27 protein-coding genes are annotated in these 25,806 nt (G+C 61.0%); 15 read left to right on the top strand and 12 right to left on the bottom strand.

What is annotated here, in order from left to right; genetic code table 11:
* The first annotated feature begins 180 nt into the window (after window positions 1-180).
* Both QMK55_RS02640 and cobF read left to right on the top strand, forming a co-directional pair.
* Window positions 181-750 carry a histidine phosphatase family protein gene (locus tag QMK55_RS02640; protein ID WP_102358733.1) on the top strand — a complete coding sequence of 190 codons (570 nt, stop codon included), beginning with the start codon at window positions 181-183 and terminating at the stop codon, window positions 748-750.
* A complete protein-coding gene (gene cobF, locus QMK55_RS02635) occupies window positions 750-1,505 on the top strand; it encodes a precorrin-6A synthase (deacetylating) (RefSeq protein ID WP_320328609.1) in 756 nt (251 codons plus the stop codon). The genes QMK55_RS02640 and cobF overlap by 1 nt, the downstream gene beginning before the upstream one ends.
* A 114-nt stretch (window positions 1,506-1,619) precedes the next feature.
* On the opposite strand, the gene ftrA is transcribed toward cobF, so the two are convergent.
* Window positions 1,620-2,594, bottom strand: a complete 975-nt coding sequence (gene ftrA, locus QMK55_RS02630) for a transcriptional regulator FtrA (RefSeq protein WP_102358720.1) — start codon at window positions 2,592-2,594, stop codon at window positions 1,620-1,622.
* Window positions 2,595-2,695: 101 nt separating this feature from the next.
* Here ftrA and QMK55_RS02625 point away from each other — a divergent pair, with 101 nt between their 5' ends.
* The 4 genes from QMK55_RS02625 to QMK55_RS02610 all read left to right on the top strand — a co-directional run bounded on the left by QMK55_RS02625 (window position 2,696) and on the right by QMK55_RS02610 (window position 6,345).
* Entirely contained in the window at window positions 2,696-3,124 is a 429-nt protein-coding gene (locus tag QMK55_RS02625; protein ID WP_102358719.1) for a rhodanese-like domain-containing protein, read from the top strand.
* Between the two features lie 245 nt (window positions 3,125-3,369).
* The gene (locus QMK55_RS02620; protein WP_320328608.1) at window positions 3,370-4,149 is read left to right on the top strand and encodes an ABC transporter substrate-binding protein; all 780 of its coding nucleotides are present in this window, start codon (window positions 3,370-3,372) and stop codon (window positions 4,147-4,149) included.
* Window positions 4,150-4,342: 193 nt separating this feature from the next.
* On the top strand, window positions 4,343-5,455 hold the full coding sequence (locus tag QMK55_RS02615; RefSeq protein ID WP_102358717.1) for a succinylglutamate desuccinylase/aspartoacylase family protein: 1,113 nt from the start codon (window positions 4,343-4,345) through the stop codon (window positions 5,453-5,455).
* A 173-nt stretch (window positions 5,456-5,628) separates the two neighbouring features.
* Entirely contained in the window at window positions 5,629-6,345 is a 717-nt protein-coding gene (locus tag QMK55_RS02610; protein WP_320328607.1) for an alpha/beta hydrolase, read from the top strand.
* Window positions 6,346-6,348: 3 nt separating this feature from the next.
* Here the strand turns inward: QMK55_RS02610 and QMK55_RS02605 are convergent, their stop codons facing one another.
* Window positions 6,349-6,915: a hypothetical protein gene (locus tag QMK55_RS02605; RefSeq protein WP_102358715.1), complete on the bottom strand. Its 567-nt coding sequence runs from the start codon at window positions 6,913-6,915 to the stop codon at window positions 6,349-6,351.
* A 208-nt stretch (window positions 6,916-7,123) separates the two neighbouring features.
* On the opposite strand from QMK55_RS02605, the gene QMK55_RS02600 reads away from it, so the two are divergent.
* On the top strand, window positions 7,124-7,459 hold the full coding sequence (locus QMK55_RS02600) for a hypothetical protein (RefSeq protein WP_320328606.1): 336 nt from the start codon (window positions 7,124-7,126) through the stop codon (window positions 7,457-7,459).
* Window positions 7,460-7,509: 50 nt separating this feature from the next.
* Here the strand turns inward: QMK55_RS02600 and QMK55_RS02595 are convergent, their stop codons facing one another.
* Window positions 7,510-8,289, bottom strand: a complete 780-nt coding sequence (locus QMK55_RS02595; RefSeq protein WP_320328605.1) for a hypothetical protein — start codon at window positions 8,287-8,289, stop codon at window positions 7,510-7,512.
* A gap of 147 nt (window positions 8,290-8,436) precedes the next feature.
* Between QMK55_RS02595 and QMK55_RS02590 the strand changes: the two genes are divergently transcribed.
* Entirely contained in the window at window positions 8,437-8,973 is a 537-nt protein-coding gene (locus QMK55_RS02590) for a chalcone isomerase family protein (protein WP_102358713.1), read from the top strand.
* Between the two features lie 79 nt (window positions 8,974-9,052).
* A complete protein-coding gene (locus QMK55_RS02585; protein ID WP_102358712.1) occupies window positions 9,053-10,372 on the top strand; it encodes an Nramp family divalent metal transporter in 1,320 nt (439 codons plus the stop codon).
* Between the two features lie 299 nt (window positions 10,373-10,671).
* Here QMK55_RS02585 and QMK55_RS02580 read toward each other — a convergent pair whose 3' ends face one another.
* The 3 genes from QMK55_RS02580 to QMK55_RS02570 are packed head-to-tail and all read right to left on the bottom strand — an operon-like array spanning window position 10,672 to window position 13,255.
* Window positions 10,672-11,853, bottom strand: coding sequence for an acetyl-CoA C-acetyltransferase (locus tag QMK55_RS02580; protein WP_320328604.1), 1,182 nt, complete (start codon window positions 11,851-11,853; stop codon window positions 10,672-10,674).
* A gap of 11 nt (window positions 11,854-11,864) precedes the next feature.
* Window positions 11,865-12,530, bottom strand: a complete 666-nt coding sequence (locus QMK55_RS02575) for a CoA transferase subunit B (protein ID WP_102358272.1) — start codon at window positions 12,528-12,530, stop codon at window positions 11,865-11,867.
* A 26-nt stretch (window positions 12,531-12,556) separates the two neighbouring features.
* The gene (locus QMK55_RS02570) at window positions 12,557-13,255 is read right to left on the bottom strand and encodes a CoA transferase subunit A (RefSeq protein ID WP_016983257.1); all 699 of its coding nucleotides are present in this window, start codon (window positions 13,253-13,255) and stop codon (window positions 12,557-12,559) included.
* A 263-nt stretch (window positions 13,256-13,518) separates the two neighbouring features.
* Here QMK55_RS02570 and QMK55_RS02565 point away from each other — a divergent pair, with 263 nt between their 5' ends.
* Window positions 13,519-14,394, top strand: coding sequence for a LysR family transcriptional regulator (locus tag QMK55_RS02565; RefSeq protein WP_102358271.1), 876 nt, complete (start codon window positions 13,519-13,521; stop codon window positions 14,392-14,394).
* A gap of 104 nt (window positions 14,395-14,498) precedes the next feature.
* Here the strand turns inward: QMK55_RS02565 and QMK55_RS02560 are convergent, their stop codons facing one another.
* The gene (locus QMK55_RS02560; protein ID WP_102358270.1) at window positions 14,499-15,332 is read right to left on the bottom strand and encodes an NAD-dependent protein deacetylase; all 834 of its coding nucleotides are present in this window, start codon (window positions 15,330-15,332) and stop codon (window positions 14,499-14,501) included.
* A gap of 152 nt (window positions 15,333-15,484) precedes the next feature.
* On the opposite strand from QMK55_RS02560, the gene QMK55_RS02555 reads away from it, so the two are divergent.
* Complete coding sequence (locus tag QMK55_RS02555; RefSeq protein ID WP_320328603.1) at window positions 15,485-16,936, top strand: phospholipase effector Tle1 domain-containing protein; 1,452 nt, start codon at window positions 15,485-15,487, stop codon at window positions 16,934-16,936.
* 48 nt (window positions 16,937-16,984) lie between these two features.
* On the opposite strand, the gene QMK55_RS02550 is transcribed toward QMK55_RS02555, so the two are convergent.
* Complete coding sequence (locus QMK55_RS02550) at window positions 16,985-18,031, bottom strand: class I SAM-dependent methyltransferase (RefSeq protein WP_102358276.1); 1,047 nt, start codon at window positions 18,029-18,031, stop codon at window positions 16,985-16,987.
* A gap of 339 nt (window positions 18,032-18,370) precedes the next feature.
* A complete protein-coding gene (locus QMK55_RS02545) occupies window positions 18,371-18,832 on the bottom strand; it encodes a GNAT family N-acetyltransferase (protein ID WP_320328602.1) in 462 nt (153 codons plus the stop codon).
* A gap of 230 nt (window positions 18,833-19,062) precedes the next feature.
* On the opposite strand from QMK55_RS02545, the gene QMK55_RS02540 reads away from it, so the two are divergent.
* Together QMK55_RS02540 and QMK55_RS02535 are read left to right on the top strand one after the other, a co-directional pair.
* On the top strand, window positions 19,063-19,335 hold the full coding sequence (locus tag QMK55_RS02540) for a DUF4242 domain-containing protein (RefSeq protein WP_102358263.1): 273 nt from the start codon (window positions 19,063-19,065) through the stop codon (window positions 19,333-19,335).
* Between the two features lie 30 nt (window positions 19,336-19,365).
* Window positions 19,366-20,178, top strand: a complete 813-nt coding sequence (locus QMK55_RS02535) for a class I SAM-dependent methyltransferase (protein WP_320328601.1) — start codon at window positions 19,366-19,368, stop codon at window positions 20,176-20,178.
* Window positions 20,179-20,316: 138 nt separating this feature from the next.
* On the opposite strand, the gene pcsA is transcribed toward QMK55_RS02535, so the two are convergent.
* Window positions 20,317-21,039: a phosphatidylcholine synthase gene (gene pcsA, locus QMK55_RS02530; RefSeq protein ID WP_102358259.1), complete on the bottom strand. Its 723-nt coding sequence runs from the start codon at window positions 21,037-21,039 to the stop codon at window positions 20,317-20,319.
* A gap of 260 nt (window positions 21,040-21,299) precedes the next feature.
* Here pcsA and QMK55_RS02525 point away from each other — a divergent pair, with 260 nt between their 5' ends.
* Both QMK55_RS02525 and ligD read left to right on the top strand, forming a co-directional pair.
* A complete protein-coding gene (locus QMK55_RS02525; protein ID WP_320328600.1) occupies window positions 21,300-22,058 on the top strand; it encodes a tellurite resistance TerB family protein in 759 nt (252 codons plus the stop codon).
* 126 nt (window positions 22,059-22,184) lie between these two features.
* Window positions 22,185-24,785: a DNA ligase D gene (gene ligD, locus QMK55_RS02520; protein WP_320328599.1), complete on the top strand. Its 2,601-nt coding sequence runs from the start codon at window positions 22,185-22,187 to the stop codon at window positions 24,783-24,785.
* Here ligD and QMK55_RS02515 read toward each other — a convergent pair whose 3' ends face one another.
* Together QMK55_RS02515 and QMK55_RS02510 are read right to left on the bottom strand one after the other, a co-directional pair.
* A complete protein-coding gene (locus QMK55_RS02515; protein ID WP_413787265.1) occupies window positions 24,786-25,208 on the bottom strand; it encodes a hypothetical protein in 423 nt (140 codons plus the stop codon).
* 68 nt (window positions 25,209-25,276) lie between these two features.
* Window positions 25,277-25,591, bottom strand: coding sequence for a DUF2388 domain-containing protein (locus QMK55_RS02510; RefSeq protein WP_025111286.1), 315 nt, complete (start codon window positions 25,589-25,591; stop codon window positions 25,277-25,279).
* Between the last annotated feature and the right edge of the window lie 215 nt (window positions 25,592-25,806).

The raw sequence follows: 25,806 nt of genomic DNA, 5'->3' as shown, positions 1-25,806 counted from the left end.
CGATATCACCTGCCTTTGTAGTCCATTGCCCATTGGTGTGTGAGACATTGCCGTTTTTTCAGGTTCGGCAGGTTGGATGCCAAGGTTGCGAGATCCCATGAGCCGCCCGGTTTGCGGCACAATTGCCGCAAGACCGGCCGTTTGCCGCCGATTCAACTGACGTTCATCGAGTGCAGCCCTGTGCAATCCACCCGTTTGACTTTGATTTGCCATGCTCGAACTGTCGCACAGAAATTGTCGCGTTTTCCTACGAACGAGCCTGTTGAAAATCAGCCATTGGCACTCGGTGCGTTGGCAAAACAGTTCGGTAGCGCCATGCGTTTGCTGTGCGGGCCGGAATTGCGCACGCGCCAGACCGCCGAGTGGTTCGGTGCGGCACCGCAAGTGGACGAAGCGCTGCGCGATTGCGATTGGGGGCGCTGGCACGGGCAAGCGATCAAGGATCTGCAACTGAGCGAGGCCGAGGCCTTGCAGGCGTGGATCAACGATCCGCAGGTGGCACCCCATGGTGGCGAGTCGGTGAGGCAATTGGGCGAACGAGTTGCGGCGTGGCTGCACAGCCTGCAAGCCTCGCCGGGACACATTGTGGCGATCACCCACCCATTCGTGGTGCGCGCCGCCTTGATGCAGGTGGTGCAGGGCGAAGCATTCAACGCGATTGATGTTGAACCGCTGTCAGTGCTCGAACTGCGGTTCAACGGGATCTGGCGGCTACGCTTGCCGGGTATCGATCTTGCGGGAGCACAGTAATGAAACGACTGCTGGTCATCGGCATTGGCGCCGGTAATCCCGACTACATCACGATGCAGGCGGTGAAGGCACTCAACCGGGTGGACGTGTTCTTTCTGATGGACAAAGGCCGGAGCAAGGACAAACTGATCGATCTGCGTCGCGACATCTGTGCGCGCTACATCACCGATCCGGCTTATCGATACGTCGAAGCCCACAGTCCGGAGCGCGAGCGTGGCGACGTGGACTACACCCACGCGGTCGAAGATTTGAATCGCGCCAAGCAGGAAACCTTCGAACGCCTGATCAATGAAGAATTGGCTGACGAGCAGTGCGGCGGTTTCCTTGTGTGGGGCGACCCGGCGCTGTACGACAGCACGATTCGTATCCTGCAGGCAATTCTGGCGTCAGGCCGCTGTGCTTTCGAGTTTGAAGTGATCCCCGGCATCACCAGTGTTCAAGCCTTGGCCGCGCAACACAAAGTGCCGTTGAACACTATTGGCAAGTCGATTGAAATCACCACTGGCCGGCGCCTGGCGGCGGGCCAGGTGAGTGACACGGACAGCCTGGTGGTGATGCTCGATGCCGAGGACTCTTACCACAGCGTGGCGGATCAGCAGACCGAGATTTACTGGGGCGCTTACCTGGGCACGCCGGATGAAATTCTGATCAGCGGCAGGCTTGAGGATGTGGCGGCTGAGATCGAGCGGGTGCGCAAGGCTGCCCGGGCCGAGCATGGGTGGATCATGGATACTTATCTGTTGCGCAAGCCCTAGATTGTTGTTGTCTGGGCTGGCCCCTTCGCGAGCAAGCTCGCTCCCACATTTGAAATGCGCACCCCTGTGGGAGCGAGCTTGCTCGCGAAGGGGCCATCAGCCATCACCGCTACCTCAGGAAATCGCTTTGCTCCCGCGCCCAAACCGCTCCCGATACACCGACGGCGGCACCCCGACCACACTGCGAAACGCCACGCGAAAACTCTCCACCGAGCGGTAACCACAGCGTTGGGCGATCTGCTCGGTGTTGTGCGCGGTGCTCTCTAGCAGTTCCCGCGCCCGAGCGAGGCGTTCGTGTTGCAACCAGGCCTTGGGCGATTGCCCGCTGGCCTCGCTGAACCTCCGCAGAAAGGTGCGTTCGCTCATCGCCGCTTCGCTGGCCAGATCACGCACTTCCAGCGGTTGGTGCAAACGCTCGCGGGCCCACTGCATCACCCGCGACAGGTCGTTGCGTGGCGTCGGGCTGACCGGCGTGGGGATGAACTGCGCCTGGCCGCCGGTGCGTTGCGGCGACATCACCAGCCGCCGCGCGACCGAATTGGCGACCTGAGTGCCGAAGTCCCGGGCCACCAGATGCAGGCAGGCATCGATCCCGGCGGCGCTGCCTGCCGAGGTGATCAACTGGTCGGAATCAACGTAAAGCACGTGCGGATCGACCGCGATCGCCGGAAAGCGCCGCGCCAGCTCATCGCTGTAACGCCAGTGGGTGGTCGCGCCGTGGCCGTCGAGCAAGCCGCTGGCGGCCAGCACAAACACCCCGGAGCAGATCGACAATAGTCGCGCACCCCGGGCGTGGGCCTGGCGCAAGGCTGCAAGCAGAGCCGGCGGCACCGGGGCCTCGCGATCACGCCAACCGGGAATGATGATGGTGCGCGCCTGTGCCAGCAGCTCCAGGCCACCGTCGGCCAACACGTGAATGCCGCCCATGGCGCGCATCGGCCCTTGGTCGACGGCAACGATGCAGTGCTCGTACCACGGGAAATCGAACTCCGGCCGGGTCAGGCCGAAGATCTCCACGGCAATCCCGAACTCGAAGGTACAGAGGCCGTCGTAGGCCAGAATTGCGACCAATCCAGGTGAGTCAGGCATTTGGCGGAAAATTCCCGGTGAGTGTCTTGCCCGCCACTGTAGCGCCAAGCGCCGGCCCGATAAAGTCTGTTCACACCCCACAGATGCAGGAGCTACACAGCATGAGCAGCCTGGTTCGCGAAATTCCCGCCGCGCCGTCGGCGATTGCCCTGATGCACTTCAGCAATCGCCTGACCTTTGAAACCGATTGTTCCGACGTCTTCAGCAGCCAGGAGGCCGGGGAGGTCGATTTTGTGCTGGTCGATGTGCGCGGGCCACTGGCGTTCGAACGTGGTCATGTGCCGGGCGCGATCAATATTCCGACCCGCTCGCTGACGGCCGAAGGCCTGGCGGACTACTCGAAGCGCACACTGTTCGTGGTTTATTGCGCCGGCCCGCATTGCAACGGCGCCAACAAGGCCGCGGTGAAACTGGCGGCGTTGGGTTACCCGGTCAAGGAGATGATCGGTGGTGTGACCGGATGGCTGGACGAGGGCTTCAGCCTGAGTGTCGAACAGATCGCCAGAACGCCGATTGGCTGCGAATGCTGACGCAATTTTCAGCCATTTCCTGAGCAAGTTCAGAGTTTGTCCTACAGCCTTTGCACCATGTCGGCGCACCGTTGATTCCGGTCAGCGCGCGCGCCGATTTTCTGTAAATATTTGTCGCTTAAACACAATTTGCCCTGTGCGCGCCGCCATAGACTGCCGGCCACTTCGGTTTTTGCTGCTAAATGGCCATGACCGAACGCCAATCGAAAGCTGCCAATAAAAGCCTCCGCACACAGGAGTAATAAATGAAGAAGCTAGTGATGTTCGGTGCCCTGGCACTGTCGATGTTGTCCCTGACCGCTGTGGCCGAAGACGCCAAGCCGATCCGCCTCGGGATCGAAGCCGCTTACCCGCCATTCTCGATGAAAACCGCTGACGGCAAACTCACCGGGTTCGACGTCGACATCGGCGATGCGCTGTGCAAGCAGATGGACGTCAAATGCGTGTGGGTCGAGCAGGAGTTCGATGGCCTGATCCCGGCACTGAAAGTGAAGAAGATCGACGCGATCCTGTCCTCGATGACCATCACTGAAGACCGCAAGAAGAACGTCGATTTCTCTATCAAGTACTACCACACCCCGGCGCGCTTCGTGATGAAGGAAGGCTCCGGTGTCAAAGACCCGCTGACCGAGCTCAAGGGCAAGAAAGTCGGTGTGCTGCGCGCCAGTACCCACGACCGCTACGCCACCGACATGGCCAAGGACGCCGGGTTTGAAGTGGTGCGTTACGGCTCGCAACAGGAAGCCAACCTCGACATGAAGTCCGGCCGTCTTGACGCGATGCTGGCCGACTCGGTCAACCTGAGCGACGGCTTCCTGAAAACCGACGTCGGCAAAGGCTTCGAATTCGTCGGCCCGACCTACGAAGACGCCAAGTATTTCGGCGGCGGCGCCGGCATTGCAGTGCGCAAGGGCGATACCGCGCTGGCCGAGAAACTCAACAAGGCCATCACCGAAATACGCGCCAATGGCGAGTACAAGAAAGTCCAGGACAAGTACTTCGACTTTGACGTGTACGGCCATTAATACGCCGTAGAAAAAAGTGGTCCCGTGCAGACGGTGGCCACTTTTTTGTGCCCTGATTCAAATGAGAACCTTGGAGTGAGCCTGCTCGCGATAGCGGTTTAACATTCAGCCGCTTAGCGCCTGACGCACCGCTATCGCGAGCAGGCTCACTCCTACAAGGGTCTGCGTGATCCAGCCATTCAGGAGTTTTCTCATGCAACGCATCGACCATGTTCTGCCCTGGAGCCACTTGGGCAGCGAACGCTCCCTCAGCGTATTTCGTTACGGCGCGGGCAGCCGCAAGGTGTACATCCAGGCCAGCCTGCACGCCGACGAGCTGCCGGGCATGCGCACTGCGTGGGAACTCAAACAACGCCTTGCCGAGCTGGAACAGCAGGGCCGCCTGCTAGGGGTGATCGAGCTGGTGCCGGTGGCTAACCCGATCGGCCTCGACCAGCACCTGCAAGGCAGCCACATGGGCCGCTTCGAACTGGGCAGCGGCAAGAATTTCAACCGCGCATTCGTCGAACTCAGCGCACCGGTCGCAGCGCGGATCGGCACGCGGCTGGGCAGCGATGCCGAGGCCAACATTGCGCTGATCCGCCAGACCATGGGCCAGGTGCTTGATGAGTTGCCAGCCCCGGCCTCGCAGCTCGAAGCGCTGCACCGCTTGCTGTTGCGCCACGCCTGCGATGCCGACATCACCCTCGATCTGCATTGCGATTTCGATGCGGCGATCCACCTCTACGCGCTGCCGCAACACTGGCCGCGCTGGCAATCGCTGGCGGCTCGATTGAAGGCTGGCGTCGCATTGCTGTGCGAAGACTCTGGCGGCAGTTCGTTCGACGAATCGTGTTCGTCGCCGTGGTTGCGTCTGGCGCAGACGTTCCCGAGCGCGGCGATTCCCCCGGCCAACCTCGCCACCACTCTGGAACTGGGCAGCATGGGCGACACCCGGGTCGATCAGGCCCAGGCCAATTGCGCAGCGATTCTCGGCTTTCTCGCCGAACAGGGATTCATCAGCGGCGAATGGCCGGCGGCGCCGCAGGAGTGTTGCGAAGGCATGCCGTTCGAAGGCACCGAATACCTGTTCGCCCCGCACCATGGCGTGGTCAGCTTCCTGCGCAATGCCGGGGAATGGGTCGAGAAGGGTGATGCGCTGTTCGAAGTGGTGGACCCATTGAATGACCGCCTCAGCACCGTGTGCGCCGGCACCAGCGGGGTGTTGTTTGCGATTGATCGCGGACGGTATACCCAGCCGGGGATCTGGCAGGCCAAGGTGGCCGGGCGTGAGCCGATTCGGGTGGGCAAGCTGATCAACGACTGATGGATCTGCGGCGAACCCCTTCGCGAGCAGGCTCGCTCCCACCTTGAAAGGCGTTCCCTTGTGGGAGCGAGCCTGCTCGCGAAGGGGCCATCGGCAGCACCTTCAACATTTGGATCCTGACGGCAGAATGTTAGGCTCATCAATGAACCCGACACCCCGTGAAGGAAGGCTTTATGTTGAAGGCGTTAGCCCTGTTAACCCTCCTGGCGTCCAGCGCCGTCCACGCGCAAACCACGCTGCAAAGCGACCTGCCACTGAAGTACATCGAACAGGTTCACCCGGACGCGGACACCCGGCCGCTGGTGATTTTCCTGCACGGTTACGGCAGTAACGAAGCTGACCTGATCGGCATGAAGTTCCAGCTCCCGGCGCAATACAACTACCTGTCGGTACAGGCGCCGCTGGCGTTGGGCGAGGGGCGTTTCCAGTGGTTTCGCAAGAAAGGCGAAGGGGCCTACAACGGTGAGACCGATGATCTGCAGGCCAGCGGCCAGAAACTGCGGGCGTTTGTCGCGCAGGCGGCGAAGAAATATCACGCCAGCCCGGACAAGGTGTACCTGATCGGCTTCAGCCAGGGCGCGATGATGACCTACGAGGTGGGCTTGCGTCCGCCCGTGGCGGTCGGCGGCATCGCGGCGTTGAGCGGACGCCTGTTGCCGGTGTTGAAGGGCGAGCTCAAGGCGCAGCAGCAACCGCTGCCGCTGCACATCTTCATCGGCCACGGCACCGCCGATGATCGGGTGCCGTACCGCGACGGCACCGAGGCCAATGCGCTGCTGCAAAAACTCGCCTACACCCCCGAGTTTCACGCCTATCCCGGCATTGGCCACAGCATCAGTGCGGCCGAACTGCGGGACTTGAACGCCTGGCTGCAGCAGCTCAATCCGTGAGGATCACTTGTCCTTGAGGATGGTTTTCACCAGCGCATCGTGACCGCTCTTGTCGTTGGCCCGGGAAATCACCTGGACCAGCGCCATGCGTTTGCCCGACGCCGCGAGCAGGGTGGTATTGAGAGTCTGGCCGCCACCCTGAGTGGCGGTGCTGTCGACCTGACGCACACCGAGGCCGCTGCTTTTCTGAGTCAGACTCTTTTCGGTGAGCTTGTTGAAGTCCGGCAAAGCCTTGCGCTGGTCATCGATGAAACTCGCCAGGCTGCCGTCGAGAAATTCATTGTCGTTGTCCTTGACGCTGGCGCCACCGGCGATCTGGTTTTGCGCCGCGATGACCACGGTCTTGGTCGCCTGATTGGTGTACATCGTGCCCTTGGCGCCGGTCGGGCCAGCAGGCAGTGGGTCGGCGGTGAAGCCTTTGGGCAGGACGAAGGTGAACTTGCCGTCAAGCATCGACACGCTGTTGGTCGGGGCTTTTTCCTTGGCCTTGGCCGCCTGGGCATTGATGGCGCCGAGACCGGCGACCGCCGCCAGCAACAGGACGACGGCTTTTTTGCTGAGCAATGACATGTGAATCTCCGAGGGATGGTGCGCCAGGGCGGCGATGATCACACGGAGCATGCCTGGCATTCCAGCGCGGCTTATCCGCAAATCACCTGTCCAACCTGAAAGTACCGTTTGTCGTGACTGGTATTTCTGACAGGTGTTTTGCGAAAGGGAGGTCGATAAAAACCTGATGCAGGCCCGTCACTTCGGCGGGTAAACAGGAGTCTGAAAAATGGCCGCAGGTAAATTTGAAAATATCACCATGAAATACACCGCCGGCTCGGAGTGGGGCGGCCCTGAAAAATTTGAAGCAACGGGACGTGGCCCGGATGACGGTCGCGGCAGATTCGGCGACGTGACTTTTTATTACAAGGGCAGTGGTGGATGGACGGCTTTTGCAGTGGCTCAATGTGGGGCGTATGACCATGGCGCTCGCAATGAGATTACGAATGTACAGAAATCCGGTGCTTATCCCCGCGGCAACGTCGAAGTATGTGTAGCGTTTACCTGCGATAAGCTGCCACCCAACATCTCGTCTTCCGTTCCACAAATGCTCAGCTTCAAGTAACTGTGCAGCGCAGACAGGCTAGATGTCCGGGAGTAGGCTTCGGACATCACCTACTCTTGAGCGAGTGTGGTTCTGCTGTTGGCATGCAATACCAGCCGCTTGGTGATCAGCAGCATGCCCAGCGAGATCAAAACGCCGAGCATGAATCCCCACCAGCCCAAGGATGGCAATGCCACAGCCAGCACCAGGCAAAACGCCGAAAACGAGTACATGCCGGTCGCCGTCGCCCGCAGCAATGCCGCGGTAAACGCCGGGCCACGAGTCTGCTGAGAGAACACCGCCATCACGCTGCCAAGCACCGGGAACACCGCGAGCAGACCGCTCCAGCGCTCGCCCACGGTACTGGCGAGCATCGTCACCAGCAGCGTCAGCGCTGCCCCGGCAAGCATCCGCCAGATCAGTTTATCCGACTTCGGCGCCGGGCCGTTCAGCACCGGCTGCACGTCGGGGAACAGGTACGGTGCGGCGAGCAGGGCAATCGCCGCCGCAGCGATCGAGAACGTCAGTGACGACGGAATCAGCGACAACACCAGCGCCAGCACCGCCCACACCGCCAGTGAAACCGTCAGCGCCAACGGCCAGTTCGCTCGCTGCGCCACCTGCGCGTAGGTGATGCAGAAGGTGATCATGGCGAACATCGCCGACAGCGCCGCAACCGCCGATTGCGCAGCAAACTGCGGCCCCTGTTCGATGGCGAGGAAAAACAGAATCGGCCCGACCACCACCGGCAGCCCCGACAGCCAACCGGCCACGCTCGGCCCCCAACGTTTACCGGCGAGAGAAATCAGCAGCAGAAAACCGGGGATCAGCAGCAGTTTGAGCATCAGCACACGGGAGGCTCCGTCGGGTGAGAGAGGGCCACGTTAGCATTGCCGCTCGCCGATTGCTGCGTTGCGCTACAAAAATTGTATACAACATGCCGACGTCGATCGCCGACTATGCTCTGAGTATCAGGGTTTACCGGAGTCGATGCCGCGATGAACAGAACGCCCAAGGTGTTGCGTGGTTGCTGTGGCATCGGTTTGTGGGCCTTGTTGCTGACCCCGACCTGGGCCAACTGGCAGGACGCCGTGCCGGGTGCGCAGGTCATCGGCACCGGGGATTTCAGTGTGTTCGGTTTCGACGTGTACAACGCCCGGATGTGGAGCGCCGCGCGGCCGCTGTCGACCGAGCAGCCGTTTGCCCTGGAGTTGATCTATCGGCGGCATGTCTCGCGTGATGATCTGGTGCAGGCCAGCGTCGATGAAATCAAACGCCTGGGCGGTGCCAGTGTCAGCCCGGCGCAACTGGCCGCGTGGCAAGCGCAGATGCAGCAGTCGTTTGTCGACGTGCAGGCCGGCACGCGGATCACCGGCGTGTACCTGCCGGGGCAGGGCGCACGGTTTTTTGTCGGGCAGCAGTTGCAGCATGAAATCGATGATCCGCAGTTTGCCCGGGCGTTTTTCAACATCTGGCTTGATCCGCGCACCCGCAGTCCCGAGTTGCGCGAGCAACTGTTGGGCATGAATCGGTAACCTTCAGCGGCTCGTAGCCTTCAAGGCGTTGGCTGAAACGTCTAAGCTGCACCTTTCGAACTTGTTTCTGGATGTGTGCGTGAAATTCAGCTTGCCCAAAATCGCCACCGCGCCGTTCTGCCCGCCGGAAGTCGCCGGCAGCGTGGAAGTCGATCCCCGCGCTTCGTTTTTCAAACGCGCACTGCGCTTCGCCGGTCCTGGCTTGCTGGTGTCGATCGGCTACATGGATCCGGGCAACTGGGCGACCGCCATCGAGGCCGGCTCGCGTTTTGGTTACAGCCTGCTGTTTGTGGTGTTGCTGGCGAGTCTGGCGGGGATGGTCGTGCAGTGCCTGTGTTCGCGTCTGGGCATCGCCACCGGGCGCGATCTGGCGCAATTGTCCCGCGAACGCTACAGCACCCCGACCGCGCGCCTGCAATGGGTGCTGGCGGAAATCTCGATCATCGCCACCGACCTCGCCGAAGTGCTCGGTTGCGCGCTGGCGTTTCACTTGTTGCTCGGCTGTTCGCTGACCTTCGGCATTGCCCTGACGGCCTTCGACACGCTGCTGGTGCTGGCCCTGCAAAACAGAGGCTTTCGCCGATTGGAAGCGATCATGCTGGTACTGGTGGCGACCATCGGTGTGTGTTTCTTCGTCGAACTGGTGCTGATCAAACCCTACTGGCCGGACGTGTTCGCCGGCTTCAAACCGTCGTTCTCGGCGATCAGCGATGCTGCGCCGTTGTACCTGGCGATTGGCATTCTCGGTGCGACGGTGATGCCGCATAACCTCTACCTGCACACCTCGATCGTGCAGACGCGGATGATCGGCAAGGACCTGGCGAGCAAGCAGGACGCGGTGAACCTGGCGCGCATCGACACCATCGGTTCGCTGGCACTGGCGCTGCTGGTCAACGCGGCGATCCTGATTCTGGCGGCTGCGGCGTTTCACCAGTCCGGGCATACCGACGTGGTCGACATTCAGGATGCCTATCACCTGCTCGATCCGCTGGTGGGCGGCGCGCTGGCGAGTGTGCTGTTCGGCGTGGCGTTGCTGGCCTCGGGGCAGAGCTCGACCTTCACCGGAACCATCGCCGGGCAGGTGATCATGGAAGGCTATCTGAACCTGCGGATTCCCTGCTGGCAGCGGCGCTTGATCACTCGCGGGCTGGCGCTGATTCCGGCGTTCATCGGCGTGTGGCTGATGGGCGACAACGCGGTGGGCAAGTTGCTGGTGTTGAGTCAGGTGGTGTTGAGCCTGCAGTTGCCTTTTGCGCTGTACCCGCTGATCCGCATGACCAGTGACAAGCAACTGATGGGGCCGTTTGTGAACCGGCTGCCGACCCGAGTGTTGGCCTGGGGCTTGTTTGCGGTGATCAGTGGGGCGAATGCCTGGTTGATTCTGCAGATGGCGGTGTGACTGAGTGTTTTGTGGCGTATGAGCTTGCCGCTGGACCATTGTAGGAGTGAGCCTGCTCGCGATAGCGGTGGGTCAGGCGACATGGTTGTTGGATGGGCTGACGCCTTCGTGAGCAAGCCCGCTCCCACTTTGGAATGTATTCCCCTGTAGGCGTGAGCCTGCTCGCGATGGCATCAGAACATTCACTGCAGATTTCAATGGACAAAAAAAGACCCGGTGCAACGCAAGTCGCACCGGGTTTTTTGTTGCCAGCGAGCAGCGGATGTCGTGGATCCACCGCCCGCCGTTGAACTCGATGTTTAAGCGCGTTCCAGCGCCAGCGCTACACCCTGACCACCGCCGATGCACAAGGTCGCCAGACCTTTCTTCGCATCACGCTTGAGCATTTCGTGCAGCAGGGTCACCAGCACCCGGCAACCCGACGCACCGATCGGGTGACCGAGGGCGATGGCGCCGCCGTTGACGTTGACCTTGTCCAGATCCCATTGCAGATCCTTGGCCACCGCCAGCGATTGCGCGGCGAAGGCTTCGTTGGCTTCGATCAGGTCCAGTTGGCCGATGTTCCATCCCGCCTTGTCGAGGCAGCGACGGGTGGCCGAGACCGGTCCGATGCCCATGATCGCCGGGTCCACGCCTGCGTTGGCGTAAGCGGCGATTTTCGCCAGCACCGGCAGCCCCAGCGCTTTGGCTTTCTCGGCGCTCATCAGGATCACCGCAGCGGCGCCGTCGTTCAGCGACGAGGCGTTGCCAGCGGTGACGCTGCCGTCCTTTTTGAACGCTGGACGCAGCTTGGCCAACGATTCGGCCGTGGTGTCGCCACGTGGCTGCTCATCAACCTTGAACGCGACCGGATCGCCTTTGCGCTGCGGGATCAGGATCGGGGTGATTTCATCGACAAAACGTCCCGCCTCAATCGCGGCGGCTGCTTTCTGCTGCGACGCGGCAGCGAAGGCGTCCTGCTGTTCGCGGCTGATCTCGTACTTGTCGACCAGATTCTCGGCGGTGATGCCCATGTGGTAATCGTTGAACGCATCCCACAGGCCATCGCTGATCATGGTGTCGACGATTTGTGCGTGGCCCATGCGCAGACCGGTGCGAGCGCCCGGCATCACATAGTTGGACAGGCTCATGTTCTCCTGACCACCGGCGATGATCACCTCGGCGTCGCCGCAACGAATCGCCTGTGCGCCGAGGTGCAGGGCCTTGAGGCCCGAACCGCAGACTTTGTTCAGGGTCATCGCTGGTACGGCGTGAGGCAGGCCAGCCTTGATCGCGGCCTGACGCGCCGGGTTCTGGCCGGCGCCGGCGGTCAGCACCTGGCCCATGATCACTTCATCGACCTGCGCACCGTCCAGACCGGTTTGTTCGAGCAACTGGCGGATCACCGCCGCGCCCAGATCCACGGCGGACACGCTGGCCAGCGAACCCTGGAAACTGCCGATCGCGGTACGCGTGGCGGCAACAATTACGACGTCTTGCATTTTCGAATTCCTCACTGGGCAGCGAACTGCATTTCCGGTACGTGATCCGGGACGATCAGTTTACCAGCGGTTTTGGCGACGATTTCCTCGACGCTGACGCCAGGTGCGCGTTCCTTCAGGACAAAAGCGCCATTTTCGATTTCCAGATAGGCGAGGTCGGTCAGCACGCGCTTGATGCAACCGGCGCCAGTCAGCGGCAGGCTGCATCTGGACAGCAGCTTGGACTCACCGTCCTTGGAGGCGTGGGTCATGATCACGATGATGTTGTCGGCACCGGCCACCAGATCCATGGCGCCGCCCATGCCCTTGACCAGTTTGCCGGGGATCATCCACGAGGCGATATTGCCTTCGACGTCGACTTCGAACGCGCCCAGCACGGTCAGGTCGACATGACCACCTCGGATCATCGCGAAGGATTCGGCGGAGTTGAAGATCGACGCGCCGATGCGTGCGGTCACGGTTTGTTTGCCGGCGTTGATCATGTCGGCATCAATGGTTTCTTCGGTCGGAAACGGGCCCATGCCGAGCAGGCCGTTTTCCGATTGCAGCATGACTTCCATGCCTTCGGGAATGTAGTTGGCAACCAGGGTCGGAATGCCGATACCGAGGTTCACGTAGAAGCCGTCCTGCATTTCGCGGGCGACGCGCTGAGCCATTTGTTCGCGGGAAAGTGCCATGTTGTTGTTCTCCGTCTGGGCTTGGGTTATTTGCGGATGGTGCGCTGTTCGATGCGTTTTTCGAACGTGCCGCAAATGACCCGGTCGACGTAGATGCCGGGGGTGTGGATCTGCGACGGATCCAACTCGCCGGGTTCGACGATTTCTTCGACTTCGACCACGGTGATCTTGCCGGCGGTGGCGGCCAGCGGGTTGAAGTTCTGCGCGGTGTGACGGTAGATGACGTTGCCGAAGTGGTCGGCTTTCCAGCCTTTGACGATGGCGAAGTCGCCGGTGATGGATTCTTCCATCAGGTACTTGCGACCTTTGAATTCACGCACTTCCTTGCCTTCGGCGACCGGGGTGCCGACGCCGGTGGCGGTGAAGAAGGCCGGGATACCGGCGCCGCCGGCGCGCATCTTCTCGGCGAGGGTGCCTTGCGGGGTCAGGATGACTTCGATGTCGCCCTTGAGCAGTTGCTCTTCGAACAGTTTGTTTTCGCCGACGTAGGAGGCGATTACTTTGCTGATCTGGCGGTCGGTCAGCAGCACGCCGAGGCCGAAACCGTCGACGCCGCAGTTGTTGGATACGACGGTGAGGTCGCGGGTGCCTTTGCGCTTGATCTCGGCGATCAGGTTTTCCGGGATGCCGCACAGGCCGAAGCCGCCGGCAATCACGGTCATGCCGTCTTCAAGCCCGGCCAAGGCTTCCTCGTAGGAACTCACGCGCTTGTCGAAACCTGCCATATGCACCTCTTTTATTGTTTGTCGGGCGGCTGGCTAGCCGAATGACTGGAGTGTCTCGCTGGAGGATATATTTGTTAAGTTGATTTTTAAGGTTGATTGATAGATAAAACTCAATAGTCGCGTTATGGCGTGCTGCTTTGATCGTTCCCACGCTCCGCGAGGGAATGCCTCTAGAGACGCGCAGCGTCCAGTGACGCGCAGCGTACGCAGGAGCGTGGGAACGATCATGTACCACGATGCACCGAAGATCCTGAGGCTTCAGTATGACCATCAAACAGATCCGCGCCTTTCTCGCCGTGGCCCAGAGCCTGAGCTTCGCCGTGGCCTGCGAGCGCCTGCACCTGTCGCAATCGGCCTTGAGCCTGACCATCAAGGCGCTGGAGGAAGGCTTGGGCGGGCGCCTGTTCAGTCGCAATACGCGTAATGTGGCGCTGACCGCCGAAGGCGAATCGCTGCTGCCGCTGGCCCGGCGCCTGATCGCCGACTGGGACAACGCCGAAGATGAAATGCGCCAGCGCTTCAGCCTGCAACGCGGGCGGGTGACGCTGGCGGCGATGCCGTCGTTTGCCGGCAACCTGCTGCCGCCGATCCTCAAGACTTTTCGCGCGCGTTATCCAAACGTCAACGTTACGGTCAACGACGTGATCAACGAGCAAGTGCTGGAAATGGTTCGTGACCGGCAGGTGGAACTGGGCGTGGCGTTCGAGCCGATGCAGAACACCTCGCTGACGTTCACCCCGCTGTACATGGACCGCTTTGTTGCGGTGGTGCCGCAGGATTCAGCGCTGGCCGGGCGCCGCGAGATCGACTGGCAGACCTTGCTGCAGGAATCGTTCATCACCCTGCAACGACCGTCAACGGTGCGGGTGATGCTTGAAGAACACTTGCAGGCCCGGGGTATGAAACTGCCGGTGGAATTCGAAAGCCATCAACTGGCAACGGTCGGGCGCATGGTCGCCAGCGGGCTGGGTGTCAGTGCGGTGCCGGCCTTGTGCGCCGAGCAGATGCTGGAACTGGGCGCCTGTTGCCTGACCTTGAATGACTCGGTGGAGCGGGCGATTGGTGTGTTGACCGAACCGGGCAATGAACTGTCGGCGGCGGCGCAGGCACTGTTCGACATCCTCAGGGCCGAGCACTGACTTTTGTAGGCCTTCGCCTGCTCGCGCTAGCGGTGTCAGTCACTGCAGTATTGTCTGATCCTCGCTATCGCGAGCAGGCTCGCTCCCACAGGGGAATTGTGGGGTCAGGAGGTCAGGCTTTGCGCCAGCAACGGCAGCAGCTGTTCACATGACACTTCGATCTTCAAATCCAGCAACTCATCCGCCCGGGTCTTGCCCAGGTTGATCGCCATCAACGGCTTGCCGCGATCGGTGATCACCCGGCACAGACGGAATGCCGAATAGGCCATCAGCGACGAGCCCACCACCAGCAACCCCGCGGCATTTTCCGCCGCCGCCATCGCTCGTGCCGCCGTCGGCTGCGCCACGTTCTCGCCGAAGAACACCACGTCCGGCTTCATCCTTTCGCCCGCGCAATAGGGGCACTGCGGCGTCTGAAAGCGCGCTTCGAAGGCCGGATCGAGCAGCGTATCGCCGTCCGGCGCCTGTACCGCATCGACCCCGGCCAGATACGGATTCTGCTCGACCATCCGTTGCTGAATCTCGTCGCGCGTGCTGCGCTGGCCGCAATCCAGGCACAGCACCCGGTGCAGGCTGCCATGCAGTTCGATCACATCCGGGCTGCCGGCCTGATCGTGCAGGGTGTCGACGTTCTGCGTGATCAAGGCGCTGATCCGCCCTTGGCGCTGCAACTCGGCCAGCGCCACATGCGCGGCATTCGGCTGCGCCTGACGCACTCTTGGCCAGCCGAGCATGGCCCGCGCCCAATAGCGACGGCGCGATTCGGGCGCAGCGAGAAATTCCTGATACATCATCGGCTGCCGGCCACGCCGTACACCTTCGCTGTCGCGGTAATCGGGGATGCCGGAGGGCGTGCTGATGCCGGCGCCGGTCAGCACCACAAAGCCGCCATCACTCATCTGCTCAACAAGCGTGCGCAGTTGGGGGGAATGCATCATCGATATCGCTCCGCGTTCACCAAAAAATTCAGACCGCCGGCAGCATTTCAGTTTGCCGAGTGCTAGCCGATAGGAAGTGCACGAGTACGCCTGCATGATCTGATCATAGACCTGGCGTCCTACTTTATTTACGTCAATTTTGGACGGTGATTGTGTCTCCTAAGTTTTTAACGCTAGCTGCACGTTTTTCCAGCACTTTGGTCTTGCTGGGTTCATTGAGTGGTTGCAGCGGTTTTTTTTCAGGCTCCCGTGAAGTTCCGATCAGCCCAGCGTCGATCAAAGAACTGACCACTGTTCTGGAAACCGAATATTTCGTCGAGTCGATCCCGTTACTCAATGAACAAAAGCCGAATACGATCATTTTCGTAGTGAACTTCGACGGCACCAACAATGACCGCGAGCAAGTACCACCCGGGGAAACCAAAACAGTGGTTGCTCAGTTGTTCGACAAGGTCGAGGGCAGCCGAGATGCTCGATCACCGATACGTAAGATCTATCTCCGTGGGCCGGGCTGTGCTGACGCCTGGTGGTGTGTGCCGGACGCGGCTTTCGGTATTAGCTCCCGCAGCACGGCCAGCAATGCTCTCGCTCAGTTGGAGCGTTTCATCGCGCAAAACCCTTCCGCCACCGAGGTGAAGGTGCTCGTTGTAGGATTCAGTCGGGGAGCGGCGACGGCCCGGCATTTTTTGAACAAGGTTTACGAAGCCTCCCAAAAAGGAACTTTGGGAACTTCGGCGCCCGTCTGGTCGTCAGCCATCCTGATCGAAACGGTGGTGACCGGCCAAAGCTATTTTCTGAATCTGGCGTTTCCGCCAAACTTGGAATTTGCCTTGCATCTGGTTGCAAAAAACGAGACACGAACGCTGTTTCCACCTGTAGTCGACGACGATACGAAATATGAGCAGTTCACACGTCATTTTTCCGGGCTCGAACCACAGCCACGAGTATTCACTGTGCGCTTGCCGGGTGCGCATTCCGATCTGGGTGACTCCTATGACTCCGGCGCCGGACCACAGGTGACCAGGATTGCTACCAATATCATCGAAAAAATGGGGCTCAAGAAAGCCTGCCTCAATTCCTGCGACGAAGATACGGTGGTGGATATATGCAAGGGCACTGCGTCTGCGCGTATGGTCAGCGATGGCTTACATGATTCCAGGGGCAAGCTCGATCATCTGCTGGGAGCACGTTCGCCTTATTCCAAAGGCTTTGAACGTAAAGATGGTATGACCGCCAAAGCATTGATCGACATCGATCAAGCCGAGCGGATATATGACCGCATAATTTCCAATCGGACCGAGCATCCAGACGATGTGCTAACGATGAATCAGTTCTCCACGCGAGGAAGTTTGGTCTTCAAACGTAAGGCGCGTGAGACGGAGTGGCATCAGATAATTGATTCGGTGGAAAGCAGAGGTGAGATCGTCGTTTCGCAGGGCGTTCCGGCACTGATTTTAACGTGGCCTCATAAAGGCAAACGCGATATACCGGAGGTTGTCCGGCAAGCCATGGACAATGAGGCAGGTGATACCACACTGGACCTGGTGTTGTTCAAGTGCGAGGAGCATTGGTTCGTCAACGGCTATATCCCCGGCGATCAATAGTCCGGGTCTTTTCCCGGGCAAACAACTTGCCCGGGATTGATTCAGCTCTTACTTGCGCGCCTCCAGAATCAGATTGAACGGCGTTTGCGTCGCCCGGCGAAAGTGCTTGAACCCGGCCTCGGCAAACACCTTGCGCAAGCGCATTTCACCGGCCTGCGCACCGAGACCGAGGCCGACTTCCTGAGACAGCGAGTTCGGCGTGCAGATAAAGGTCGAGGCTGCGTAGAACAACCGGCCGACCGGGTTGATGTTGTCGTCCAGCGTATCGTTGGCAAACGGCTCGACCAGCAGCACCGTGCCGTCGTCCTTCAACGACTCGTAGGCATGCCGGGCAGCGCCGACCGGGTCGCCCATGTCGTGCAGGCAGTCGAAATAGCAGATCAGGTCATAGTCGCCGCCGGGGTAGCTTTTGGCGGTGTTCTGGAAAAACTTCGCCCGACTGCTGACCCCGCCTTCTTCGGCGCGTTGGGTGGCGACGGTGATCGACGGCGCGTGGTAATCGAAGCCGACGAAGCGCGAGTTGGGAAACGCCTGGGCCATGATCACCGTCGAGGCGCCGTGTCCGCAGCCGATGTCGGCGACTTTGGCGCCGTCTTCGAGTTTGGCTACCACGCCGTCCAGCGCCGGCAGCCATTCAGCGATCAAGTGACCTTTGTAGCCGGGGCGAAAGAAGCGCTCGGTGCCGGTGAACATGCACGGGTGGTGATCGCCCCAGGGCAGGGCGCCGTTGCCGCGCATCGCCTTGACCAGTTTGTCCTTGTCGTGGAAAAACGATGCCACCACGCCGAGCCCGCCGGCGACGTACACCGGCGAGTCCTCGATGGCCAGTGCCAACGCCTGTTCCTCCGGCAGGCGGAACAGACCATCGTGATGTTCCATGTAGCCGGACGCTGCATGGGCGCTGAGCCATTCGCGTACCAGTCGTGGGTTGCAGGTGGTTTTTTCGGCGAGGGCTTGCGGGGTGATCGGCTGACTGTCGGCCATCGCCCGGTACAGCCCGAGTTCTTCGCCAACGATGACGTTCGCCAGCATCGCGGCGCCGCCCATGTCGTTGACCAGTTTGCCCATGAATGCGTTGAGCCTTGATTCGTCCATCATGAGTGCTCCTGATACAGGATCACCGTCCGGTGGCAAAACGTTGTCGAGGCATGGGCCGCAGGGCAGTGGTCACAGAAGTGGGCAGGGCACAGCTGACGTCGTCCTGCATTCCCCCTCGACTGGGTAATAAGTCAGTCTAGTCGGGCTGGGGCGAGATGCAGGCTTTGTGAACACCGCAAATCCAATGTGGGAGCGGGCTTGCTCGCGAAAGCGGTGTGTCAGCCCCCGATGGATTGACCCATCCACCGCCTTCGCGAGCAAGCCCGCTCCCACAGGGGATATGTGGTGCTCCATCCCGCTGTGCGTCGGCAGTCGCTGGCCGCACACATCAATGGCTCACAGGTCACGCACCATGAGCCATTGGTCGTTGCCCCAGGCGTGGAAGCGCTCCAGCAGCGTCCAGCCACGCTTGGCGTAGTAGTCCTGTTTGTTCTGCGTGTGCAGATAGAACCGCGCGAAGCCACGCTGTTTCGCGGACTGACTGATGCCTTCGATCAGGCGTTCCGCCAAGCCTTGGCCTCGTGCCTGCGGGCTGACAAACACGCACGCCAGCCACGGGCCAAGATCCGGGCGCAGGGCCAGATCCGCCCGGGCCAGCGCCGCGCCACCGAGCAGTCGGTCACCATCCAGCGCAATCAGGCACGGCCAGTCGCCGTTGCTCTGGCCAGCGGCGAACTCGCGTTGCCATTCGGTCAAGGGTTGCTGGGCGTATTCGTAGGCGAATTGGCGGTGGATCCACTCGGCGTAAGTGTCGCAGTGCTGCGGGTGATCGACGAGCCATTCGAGGCGCAGGGACATGACGCGAATCCATTCTCGGAGGAGGGGAAAACATAAGAGCCGATTGCCCCGTGCAATGGCAATCCCGAGAGTGTTTCGAGGGCTTTACAAAATCCCGCCATTCATCGGCCCGGCCCTTGTTTTACCGGCTCTTCGGACGATTGGAGCGGACGCCGACGCCCCTCGGCGCGATAGTGGGCGAGCAGGGCCACTGCCGACCCTGTCACTGATAAAAAGAACGCGAGGTTGCCATGCCGAAATTCGTGATTGAACGCGAGATTCCAGGGGCCGGGACGCTGTCGGAGCAAGAACTCAAAGCCGTGTCGCAAACCTCCTGCCAGGTGTTGCGCGAACTCGGGCCGCAAGTGCAGTGGCTGCACAGCTATGTCACCGCCGACAAGATCTATTGCGTGTACATCGCGCCTGACGAAGAGCTGGTGCGCGAACACGCCAGGCTTGGCGGTTTCCCGGCCAACAATGTGGCGCGGGTGATGACGGTCATCGATCCGACCACGGCTGAATGACGTCAACCCGACTGCAGCGGAGCGTGATAGATGAGCACCCCCATTGATCTGACGGGCCTCAAGGAGCGCCAGAAAGTCGCCTGGGCCAGCGGCGACTACGCGGTGATCGGCACCACCCTGCAAATCGTCGGCGAAAACCTTGCCGAAGCCTGCGACCTGCGCTGCGATGAAGAGGTGCTGGATGTCGCCGCCGGTAACGGCAACGCCACTTTGGCGGCGGCGCGGCGTGGTTGTCTGGTGACGTCCACCGACTATGTGGCGGCGCTGCTGGAGCGTGGCCAGGACCGGGCGCGGGCCGAGCATCTGGATGTGACCTTTCAGGTTGCCGATGCCGAAGCGTTGCCGTTTGCCGATGAGAGCTATGACGCGGTGCTCTCGACCTTCGGCGTGATGTTTGCCCCGGATCAGGCCACCGCAGCGGCGGAATTGGCGCGAGTCTGTCGGCGGGGTGGGCGGGTCGGCCTGGCGAACTGGACACCGGAAGGTTTCGTCGGGCAGATGTTCAAGGTGCTGAGCCGCCACGTGCCACCGCCCGCCGTGGCCCAGCCGCCGTCGAACTGGGGCACTGAAGCGTGGTTGCACAGCCACTTTGGCGAACGTGAGTTCCTGCTGCAGGTCACGCGTCGTACCTTCAACTTTCGCTATCGCTCGGCGGCACATTTCATCGACATTTTCCGCCACTGGTACGGGCCGGTGCACAAGGCCTTCGCGGCGTTGCCGCCGGAAAGCGGGCAGGCGCTGGAGAGCGATCTGGCGGATCTGCTGAAGCGCTCGAACCGGGCGGGAGAGGGCTCGCTGGTGGTGCCGAGCGAGTATCTGCAGGTGGTGATCAGCAAACGCTGAATGTTCAGAACAGTGCAACCCCACTGTGGGAGCGGGCTTGCTCGCGAAAGCGTCGGTTCAGTCAGTCGTTATTTCTACTGACCCAGCACATTCGCGAGCAAGCCCGCTCTCCCAGGTTGTTGTGTATGGCGATCAGGTCTATTTCTCCTGCGGCCGCTCAAACCACTCCAGCGCCGTACGCCAGATGCAGATCCCCAGGAAGTACGCCGACGCCAGCAGCCACAAACCCATCACCAGCGGATTGATCACCGGGTGGTTGAGCACCAGCGACAGGCTGCACAGCAGCCAGATCGCCGTCACCGCGATGTTGATCGGCATGAACCGGCGCACGCGGAACGGGTGGAGGAATTTCATTCGGGTGACGGTCAGCAGTGCCAGAGCGATCACCGTCAACAAGGTGATCCACGGCCCCGGGCCGATGATGTACAGGCACAGGGCAACCACGTTCCACGCGGCCGGGAAGCCGACGAAGTAGTTGTCCTTGCTCTTCATGTTGACGTTGCAGAAACAGAACAGCGACGACACCAGAATCAGTGACACGGTCAGCAGCAAAGTGTAGTCGGGCAGGGGAATATAGCGGTAGATGAACAGCGCCGGGATGAACACGTAGGTCAGGTAATCGATCACCAGGTCGAGGATCGATCCGTCGAAACTCGGCAGCACCGATTGCACATTGACCTTGCGCGCCAGCGCGCCGTCGAGACCGTCGACGATCAACGCCACGCCCAGCCACATCAGGCAGTGGGTCGGCTGGTTTTCCAGCAGTGCGAGGGTTGCCAGAAATGCAGTGACCACGCCGGTCGCGGTAAAACCATGGGCGCCCCATGCTTTGAGCCTGGCGATGTGTACGGTCGATATCACAGGGGCGTTCTCCAGATAAATGAAGCAAGCCGGTTATCACCCTCGGGCAAAGGGCGCCGGCAAACCGGGTCGGGGTTGCAGCTATCGACCGGTTTGGCCGGGATAAGGTTCACCACCTTTGAATCTTAGCTGGCCGCACAAAAAATACCTCGACGAAATCCGCCATCTTCGGCTGGCGTCAGCCAAATGGTGTTGGCGCGATGGCTGTAGCGGTCTATCGTTGCCTGACGCAATTAATGCCAATGCCTGAGGACGAGATCATGAACACCCGCGATTTGCTCGAACAACTGCTGCGGGGCCAGGCCTCGGCAGGACAATCCAGTGGTGCCTCTTCTGGTGGTGGTCTCGATGGGCTGGGCGGCTTGCTCGGCGGCCTGTTGGGCGGCGGTGCGAGTAGCGGCGGCAGTGCGGCGCAGTCCGGTGGGCTGGGCGGTTTGCTCGGTGGCCTGCTCGGCGGCGGTAGCGGCGGTGGATTGGGCGGTGCGCTCGGCGGTGCGTTGGGCGGCGGGAGTACGCAAAGCCGTTCCGGCGGCACCAATTATGCGGCACTGGCGTCGCTGGGGATGATGGCGTTCCAGGCGTATCAGGCCTGGCAACGCAGTCAGGCCTCGGCCGCGCCACAACAGATCCCGCAAACGGCGGATCTGCTGGCCGGGCCAGAGGTCGAGGAACACAGCCATGCGGTGCTGCGGGCGCTGATTGCGGCGGCCAAGGCTGACGGGCAGATCGATGACCGCGAACAGCAGATGATCAGTGGTGAAATCAGCAAACACACTGACGATCCGCAATTGCAGCAATGGTTTGATGCCGAAGTGTCGAAACCGCTGGATGCGAGCGAAGTCGCCCAGGCTGCCAAAGGTGACCCGGCCATGGCCGCCGAGATGTATCTGGTCAGTGTGATCCTGGTGGATGACCAGCAGGACGCCGAGCGCAGCTATCTGGATGAACTGGCGGCTGCCTTGGGGATCGATCCGGATTTGCAGGTGCATCTTGAACAACAGGCCAAAGGTCCGGCCTGACCTCGAAAACCTTTGAAAGTACCAGCCTCGGGCGGTCCATCCGTCCGGGGCTTTTTTACGTCGATTGAATTTTCCAGCGGCGCGTCGCTCTTCTGCATAACAGAGCCACACTGCGACCGGTGCGCCATGAACAGGAACCTCGACGACTACAACCGCATGCGCGATTTCTCGGCGACCTCAGAGCCCGCCGCCGTCAAGCGCCGTGGCCGCAGCAAGGCCACTGAGCATGCGCTGCAGTTCTGCATCCAGAAGCACGACGCTTCGCACCTGCATTACGACTTTCGCCTGGAACTCGATGGCGCACTTAAGAGTTGGGCGGTGCCCAAGGGGCCGTCGCTCGATCCCAAGGTCAAGCGCCTGGCGGTGCATGTCGAGGACCATCCACTGGATTACGCCACGTTTGAAGGCAGCATTCCCGAGGGACATTACGGCGCCGGTGATGTGATCGTCTGGGATCGCGGCGTGTGGATTCCACTGGATGATCCGGCCAAGGCCTACGCCAAGGGCAAGCTCAAGTTCGAGTTGCAGGGCGAGAAGCTGTCCGGCCTCTGGAATCTGGTGCGCACGCACATGCCGGGCAAGAAGGAAAACTGGTTCCTGATCAAGCATCAGGACAGCGCCGCCCGCCCGCAAGACGACTACGACGTGCTTAGCGCGGAGCCGAACAGCGTGCTCAGCGAGCGGACCCTGATCAGCAAACCGAGGCTCGCCGCCGAGCAAGCAAAACCGTTGAAAAAAGCCCCGGCCAAACCGCGCAAGGCGGCGTCCGGGACCCTTACCGGCGCGCGCAAGGCCAAACTCCCGGCGCAACTCAAGCCAGAACTGGCGACCCTGGTCGACAGCGCACCCGAAGGGCAGTGGAGTTACGAGATCAAGTTCGATGGTTACCGGATCATGGCGCGCATTGATCACGATCAGGTGCAGCTGTTCACCCGCAACGGTCACGACTGGACGCACAAACTGCCGCAACAGGCGCAAGCGCTGGCCGCGCTGGGGCTGGAATCGGCGTGGCTGGACGGCGAAATGGTGGTGGCCAACGAGCAAGGCGTGCCGGACTTTCAGGCGCTGCAAAACGCCTTCGAGGCGGGGCGTAGCGGCAACATCGTCTACTACCTGTTCGACTTGCCGTATCTCAACGGCGTTGACCTGCGCGAAGTGCCGGTCGAGGAGCGTCGCGCGGCGCTGTCCACGGTGCTTGGTGGGCACGAGCAGCCCTTGCTGCGCTTTTCCGAAGCCTTCGACGAAACCCCGGACGCGTTGCTCAACAGCGCCTGCCAGATGCAGATGGAAGGTTTGATCGGCAAACGCCTCGGCTCGCCTTATGTGTCGCGGCGCAGCAGCGACTGGATCAAGCTCAAGTGCAAGCATCGGCAGGAATTCGTGATCGTTGGCTACACCGATCCGAAAGGCGCGCGCAGTGCCTTCGGTGCCTTGCTGTTGGGCCTGCATGATCGCGACAGTGGTGAGTTGCGCTACGCCGGCAAGGTCGGCACTGGGTTCAACGAGGCGACGCTGAAAAGCATCCTCGCCCAACTCAAGCCGCTGCAGGTGAAGAAGGCGGCGGTGGTCAATCCGCCAAGTGGCTTCGAGGCCAAAGGCGTGCACTGGCTCAAGCCGAACCTGCTGGCGGAAGTGGCGTTCGCCGAAATGACCAAGGACGGTTCGGTGCGCCACGCCGTGTTCCATGGTCTGCGCAATGACAAACCGGCCAAAGCGATTACCGAGGAGCGCGCGAAAACCGTGAAGACGCCAGCCAAAGCCAGCTCATCAAAGAAAGCCGCTTCATCAACGAAAGCCCCAGCGTCGAAGAAAGCCGAAGCGCCGCCGTCGCAGCCTGGTCTCGCCAGCGGCAAGGTGCGCATCACCCATCCCGACCGGGTGATCGATGCTGTCAGCGGGACCACAAAGATGCAACTGGCCGAGTATTACGCCAGCGTCGCGGAGTGGATCCTGCCGCAACTCAAGGATCGCCCGGTGGCCCTGGTGCGGGCGCCGGATGGCATCGCTGGCGAACTGTTTTTCCAGAAAAACGCCGAGCGCCTGGCGATCCCCGGGATCACCACGCTGGACAAGGACGTCACCGGCCAACCGATGATGCTGATCAACAACGCCGAAGCGCTGATTGGCGCGGTGCAGATGAGCACGGTCGAGCTGCACACCTGGAATGCCACAACCGTCGATCTCGACAAACCTGACCGCTTCGTCCTTGATCTTGACCCGGACCCAGCGCTGCCGTGGAAAAGCATGGTCGAAGCCACCGCACTGACCCTGACCGTGCTCGATGAACTGGGGCTCAAGGTGTTTCTCAAGACCAGCGGCGGCAAGGGCATTCACTTGGTGGTGCCGTTGACGCGCAAGCATGGCTGGGATGAGGTCAAGGATTTCAGCCATGCGATCGTCAGTCATATGGCGAAACTCTTGCCGGAGCGATTTTCCTCGGTGTCCGGGCCGAAAAACCGTGTTGGGCGGATCTTCATCGATTACCTGCGCAACGGCCTGGGCGCCACCACCATTTGTGCTTACGCGGCGCGTACTCGCGAGGGGTTGCCGGTGTCGGTGCCGTTGTTTCGCGAAGAGGTGGCCGAAATCAAGGGCGGCAATCAGTGGAACATCAGCAACGTCAATGAGCGCTTGAGCGAAGTCGGCGATGCGCCGTGGGCTGACCTGAAGAAAACCCGCCAGAGCATCACCGCCGAGATGCGCAAGCGGGTCGGTATGAAAAAGTGATTATGTGTCGCGCAGCAAGTCGTGGGCGTTGAGCAGTTCGAAGGCGATTGCGGGGTGGTTGTTCAGGCCCCGGCGGATGGCTGCCGGGATTGCTTTGCGCGTCTTGCGGCACAGTCCCGGCAAGTCCTCGATCTGAATCTCGATGCCGAGCATGGTGCGCACTTCATGAAACCCCGGGGAGATCGCCACGCGCACGCCCAACTGCTCGTACATGCGGTTTTGCAGGTGCCGCAGGTCGGCGAGGTCTTTGAGTTGTTCCAGGCGGGCGAGGAGGATTTTTTCCTGTTCACGGGTCAGGCGCAGGATGCGCAGATCTGTGCCGGGCGTCTCCAGCAACGAGTCGCGCCCGCAATCGCAGGCGCCGGGCGGGCAGGGTGAGCGCAAAGGCGCGACGGGCACAAGAGTCGTCATGGCCTCCATCATAGAGGCCGTGGGACCGTTTTGCCTATGTGCCTTCAGCTGCCATCCATCGGCCGCTTCATCCCTGGCAGCTACTGATTCAGACCTTCGTAATGCACCAGAATCGCATTGGCGAGGTCTTCATCGCTGGCGTTCAAACCTGGGTTGTCGTGGCGTACCTGTTGCAGCACCGACTCAAGATAAACCCCACGGATGGCCCCGCCGCTGGCGACAAACGCTGACAGGTCGTCGCGTGCCGGAATCACCATTTTGTGATCCTTGAAGGTCGAGTACAGCGATGCGGACACACCCGCCGAGGTAGCGACGTCTCCGGCATCGACACGAGCCAGAGCCGAGCCGACAGGGAGGCACAGCAGGAGAGAAGAAACGAGCACTAACTTGCGCATGACGGTGTTCCTCCACAAGCGCGAAGCAAAAAGGAAGGACTACATAATCTCAGAGGTGCGCCGCTTGCCGGAGTTCCATTCGAACGCATGGATACTTGCTGAAACGCTCTGATGCGGCACATTCGCGCAAATAGGCTTAACTGAAACCCTGACAGGCGCATTCCAGCGAGCCTCAGGGAGGATCCCCCGGTGTCGATCAAATTGCGTTTGCGGTT

Source organism: Pseudomonas sp. P8_229 (genome assembly GCF_034008635.1).
In the GTDB taxonomy this organism is placed as follows: domain Bacteria; phylum Pseudomonadota; class Gammaproteobacteria; order Pseudomonadales; family Pseudomonadaceae; genus Aquipseudomonas.
The sequence above is the reverse complement of the archived record's forward strand: the minus strand, read 5'-3'. Positions and strand labels throughout refer to the sequence as shown.

Coding starts and splice junctions, on each gene's coding strand:
- cobF (WP_320328609.1), top strand. CDS start 750: ATGAAACGACTGCTGGTCATCGGCATTGGCGCCGGTAATCCCGACTAC.
- ftrA (WP_102358720.1), bottom strand. CDS start 2,594: ATGCCTGACTCACCTGGATTGGTCGCAATTCTGGCCTACGACGGCCTC.
- QMK55_RS02625 (WP_102358719.1), top strand. CDS start 2,696: ATGAGCAGCCTGGTTCGCGAAATTCCCGCCGCGCCGTCGGCGATTGCC.
- QMK55_RS02620 (WP_320328608.1), top strand. CDS start 3,370: ATGAAGAAGCTAGTGATGTTCGGTGCCCTGGCACTGTCGATGTTGTCC.
- QMK55_RS02615 (WP_102358717.1), top strand. CDS start 4,343: ATGCAACGCATCGACCATGTTCTGCCCTGGAGCCACTTGGGCAGCGAA.
- QMK55_RS02610 (WP_320328607.1), top strand. CDS start 5,629: ATGTTGAAGGCGTTAGCCCTGTTAACCCTCCTGGCGTCCAGCGCCGTC.
- QMK55_RS02605 (WP_102358715.1), bottom strand. CDS start 6,915: ATGTCATTGCTCAGCAAAAAAGCCGTCGTCCTGTTGCTGGCGGCGGTC.
- QMK55_RS02600 (WP_320328606.1), top strand. CDS start 7,124: ATGGCCGCAGGTAAATTTGAAAATATCACCATGAAATACACCGCCGGC.
- QMK55_RS02590 (WP_102358713.1), top strand. CDS start 8,437: ATGAACAGAACGCCCAAGGTGTTGCGTGGTTGCTGTGGCATCGGTTTG.
- QMK55_RS02580 (WP_320328604.1), bottom strand. CDS start 11,853: ATGCAAGACGTCGTAATTGTTGCCGCCACGCGTACCGCGATCGGCAGT.
- QMK55_RS02575 (WP_102358272.1), bottom strand. CDS start 12,530: ATGGCACTTTCCCGCGAACAAATGGCTCAGCGCGTCGCCCGCGAAATG.
- QMK55_RS02570 (WP_016983257.1), bottom strand. CDS start 13,255: ATGGCAGGTTTCGACAAGCGCGTGAGTTCCTACGAGGAAGCCTTGGCC.
- QMK55_RS02565 (WP_102358271.1), top strand. CDS start 13,519: ATGACCATCAAACAGATCCGCGCCTTTCTCGCCGTGGCCCAGAGCCTG.
- QMK55_RS02560 (WP_102358270.1), bottom strand. CDS start 15,332: ATGATGCATTCCCCCCAACTGCGCACGCTTGTTGAGCAGATGAGTGAT.
- QMK55_RS02550 (WP_102358276.1), bottom strand. CDS start 18,031: ATGGACGAATCAAGGCTCAACGCATTCATGGGCAAACTGGTCAACGAC.
- QMK55_RS02545 (WP_320328602.1), bottom strand. CDS start 18,832: ATGTCCCTGCGCCTCGAATGGCTCGTCGATCACCCGCAGCACTGCGAC.
- QMK55_RS02540 (WP_102358263.1), top strand. CDS start 19,063: ATGCCGAAATTCGTGATTGAACGCGAGATTCCAGGGGCCGGGACGCTG.
- QMK55_RS02535 (WP_320328601.1), top strand. CDS start 19,366: ATGAGCACCCCCATTGATCTGACGGGCCTCAAGGAGCGCCAGAAAGTC.
- QMK55_RS02525 (WP_320328600.1), top strand. CDS start 21,300: ATGAACACCCGCGATTTGCTCGAACAACTGCTGCGGGGCCAGGCCTCG.
- ligD (WP_320328599.1), top strand. CDS start 22,185: ATGAACAGGAACCTCGACGACTACAACCGCATGCGCGATTTCTCGGCG.
- QMK55_RS02515 (WP_413787265.1), bottom strand. CDS start 25,208: ATGATGGAGGCCATGACGACTCTTGTGCCCGTCGCGCCTTTGCGCTCA.
- QMK55_RS02510 (WP_025111286.1), bottom strand. CDS start 25,591: ATGCGCAAGTTAGTGCTCGTTTCTTCTCTCCTGCTGTGCCTCCCTGTC.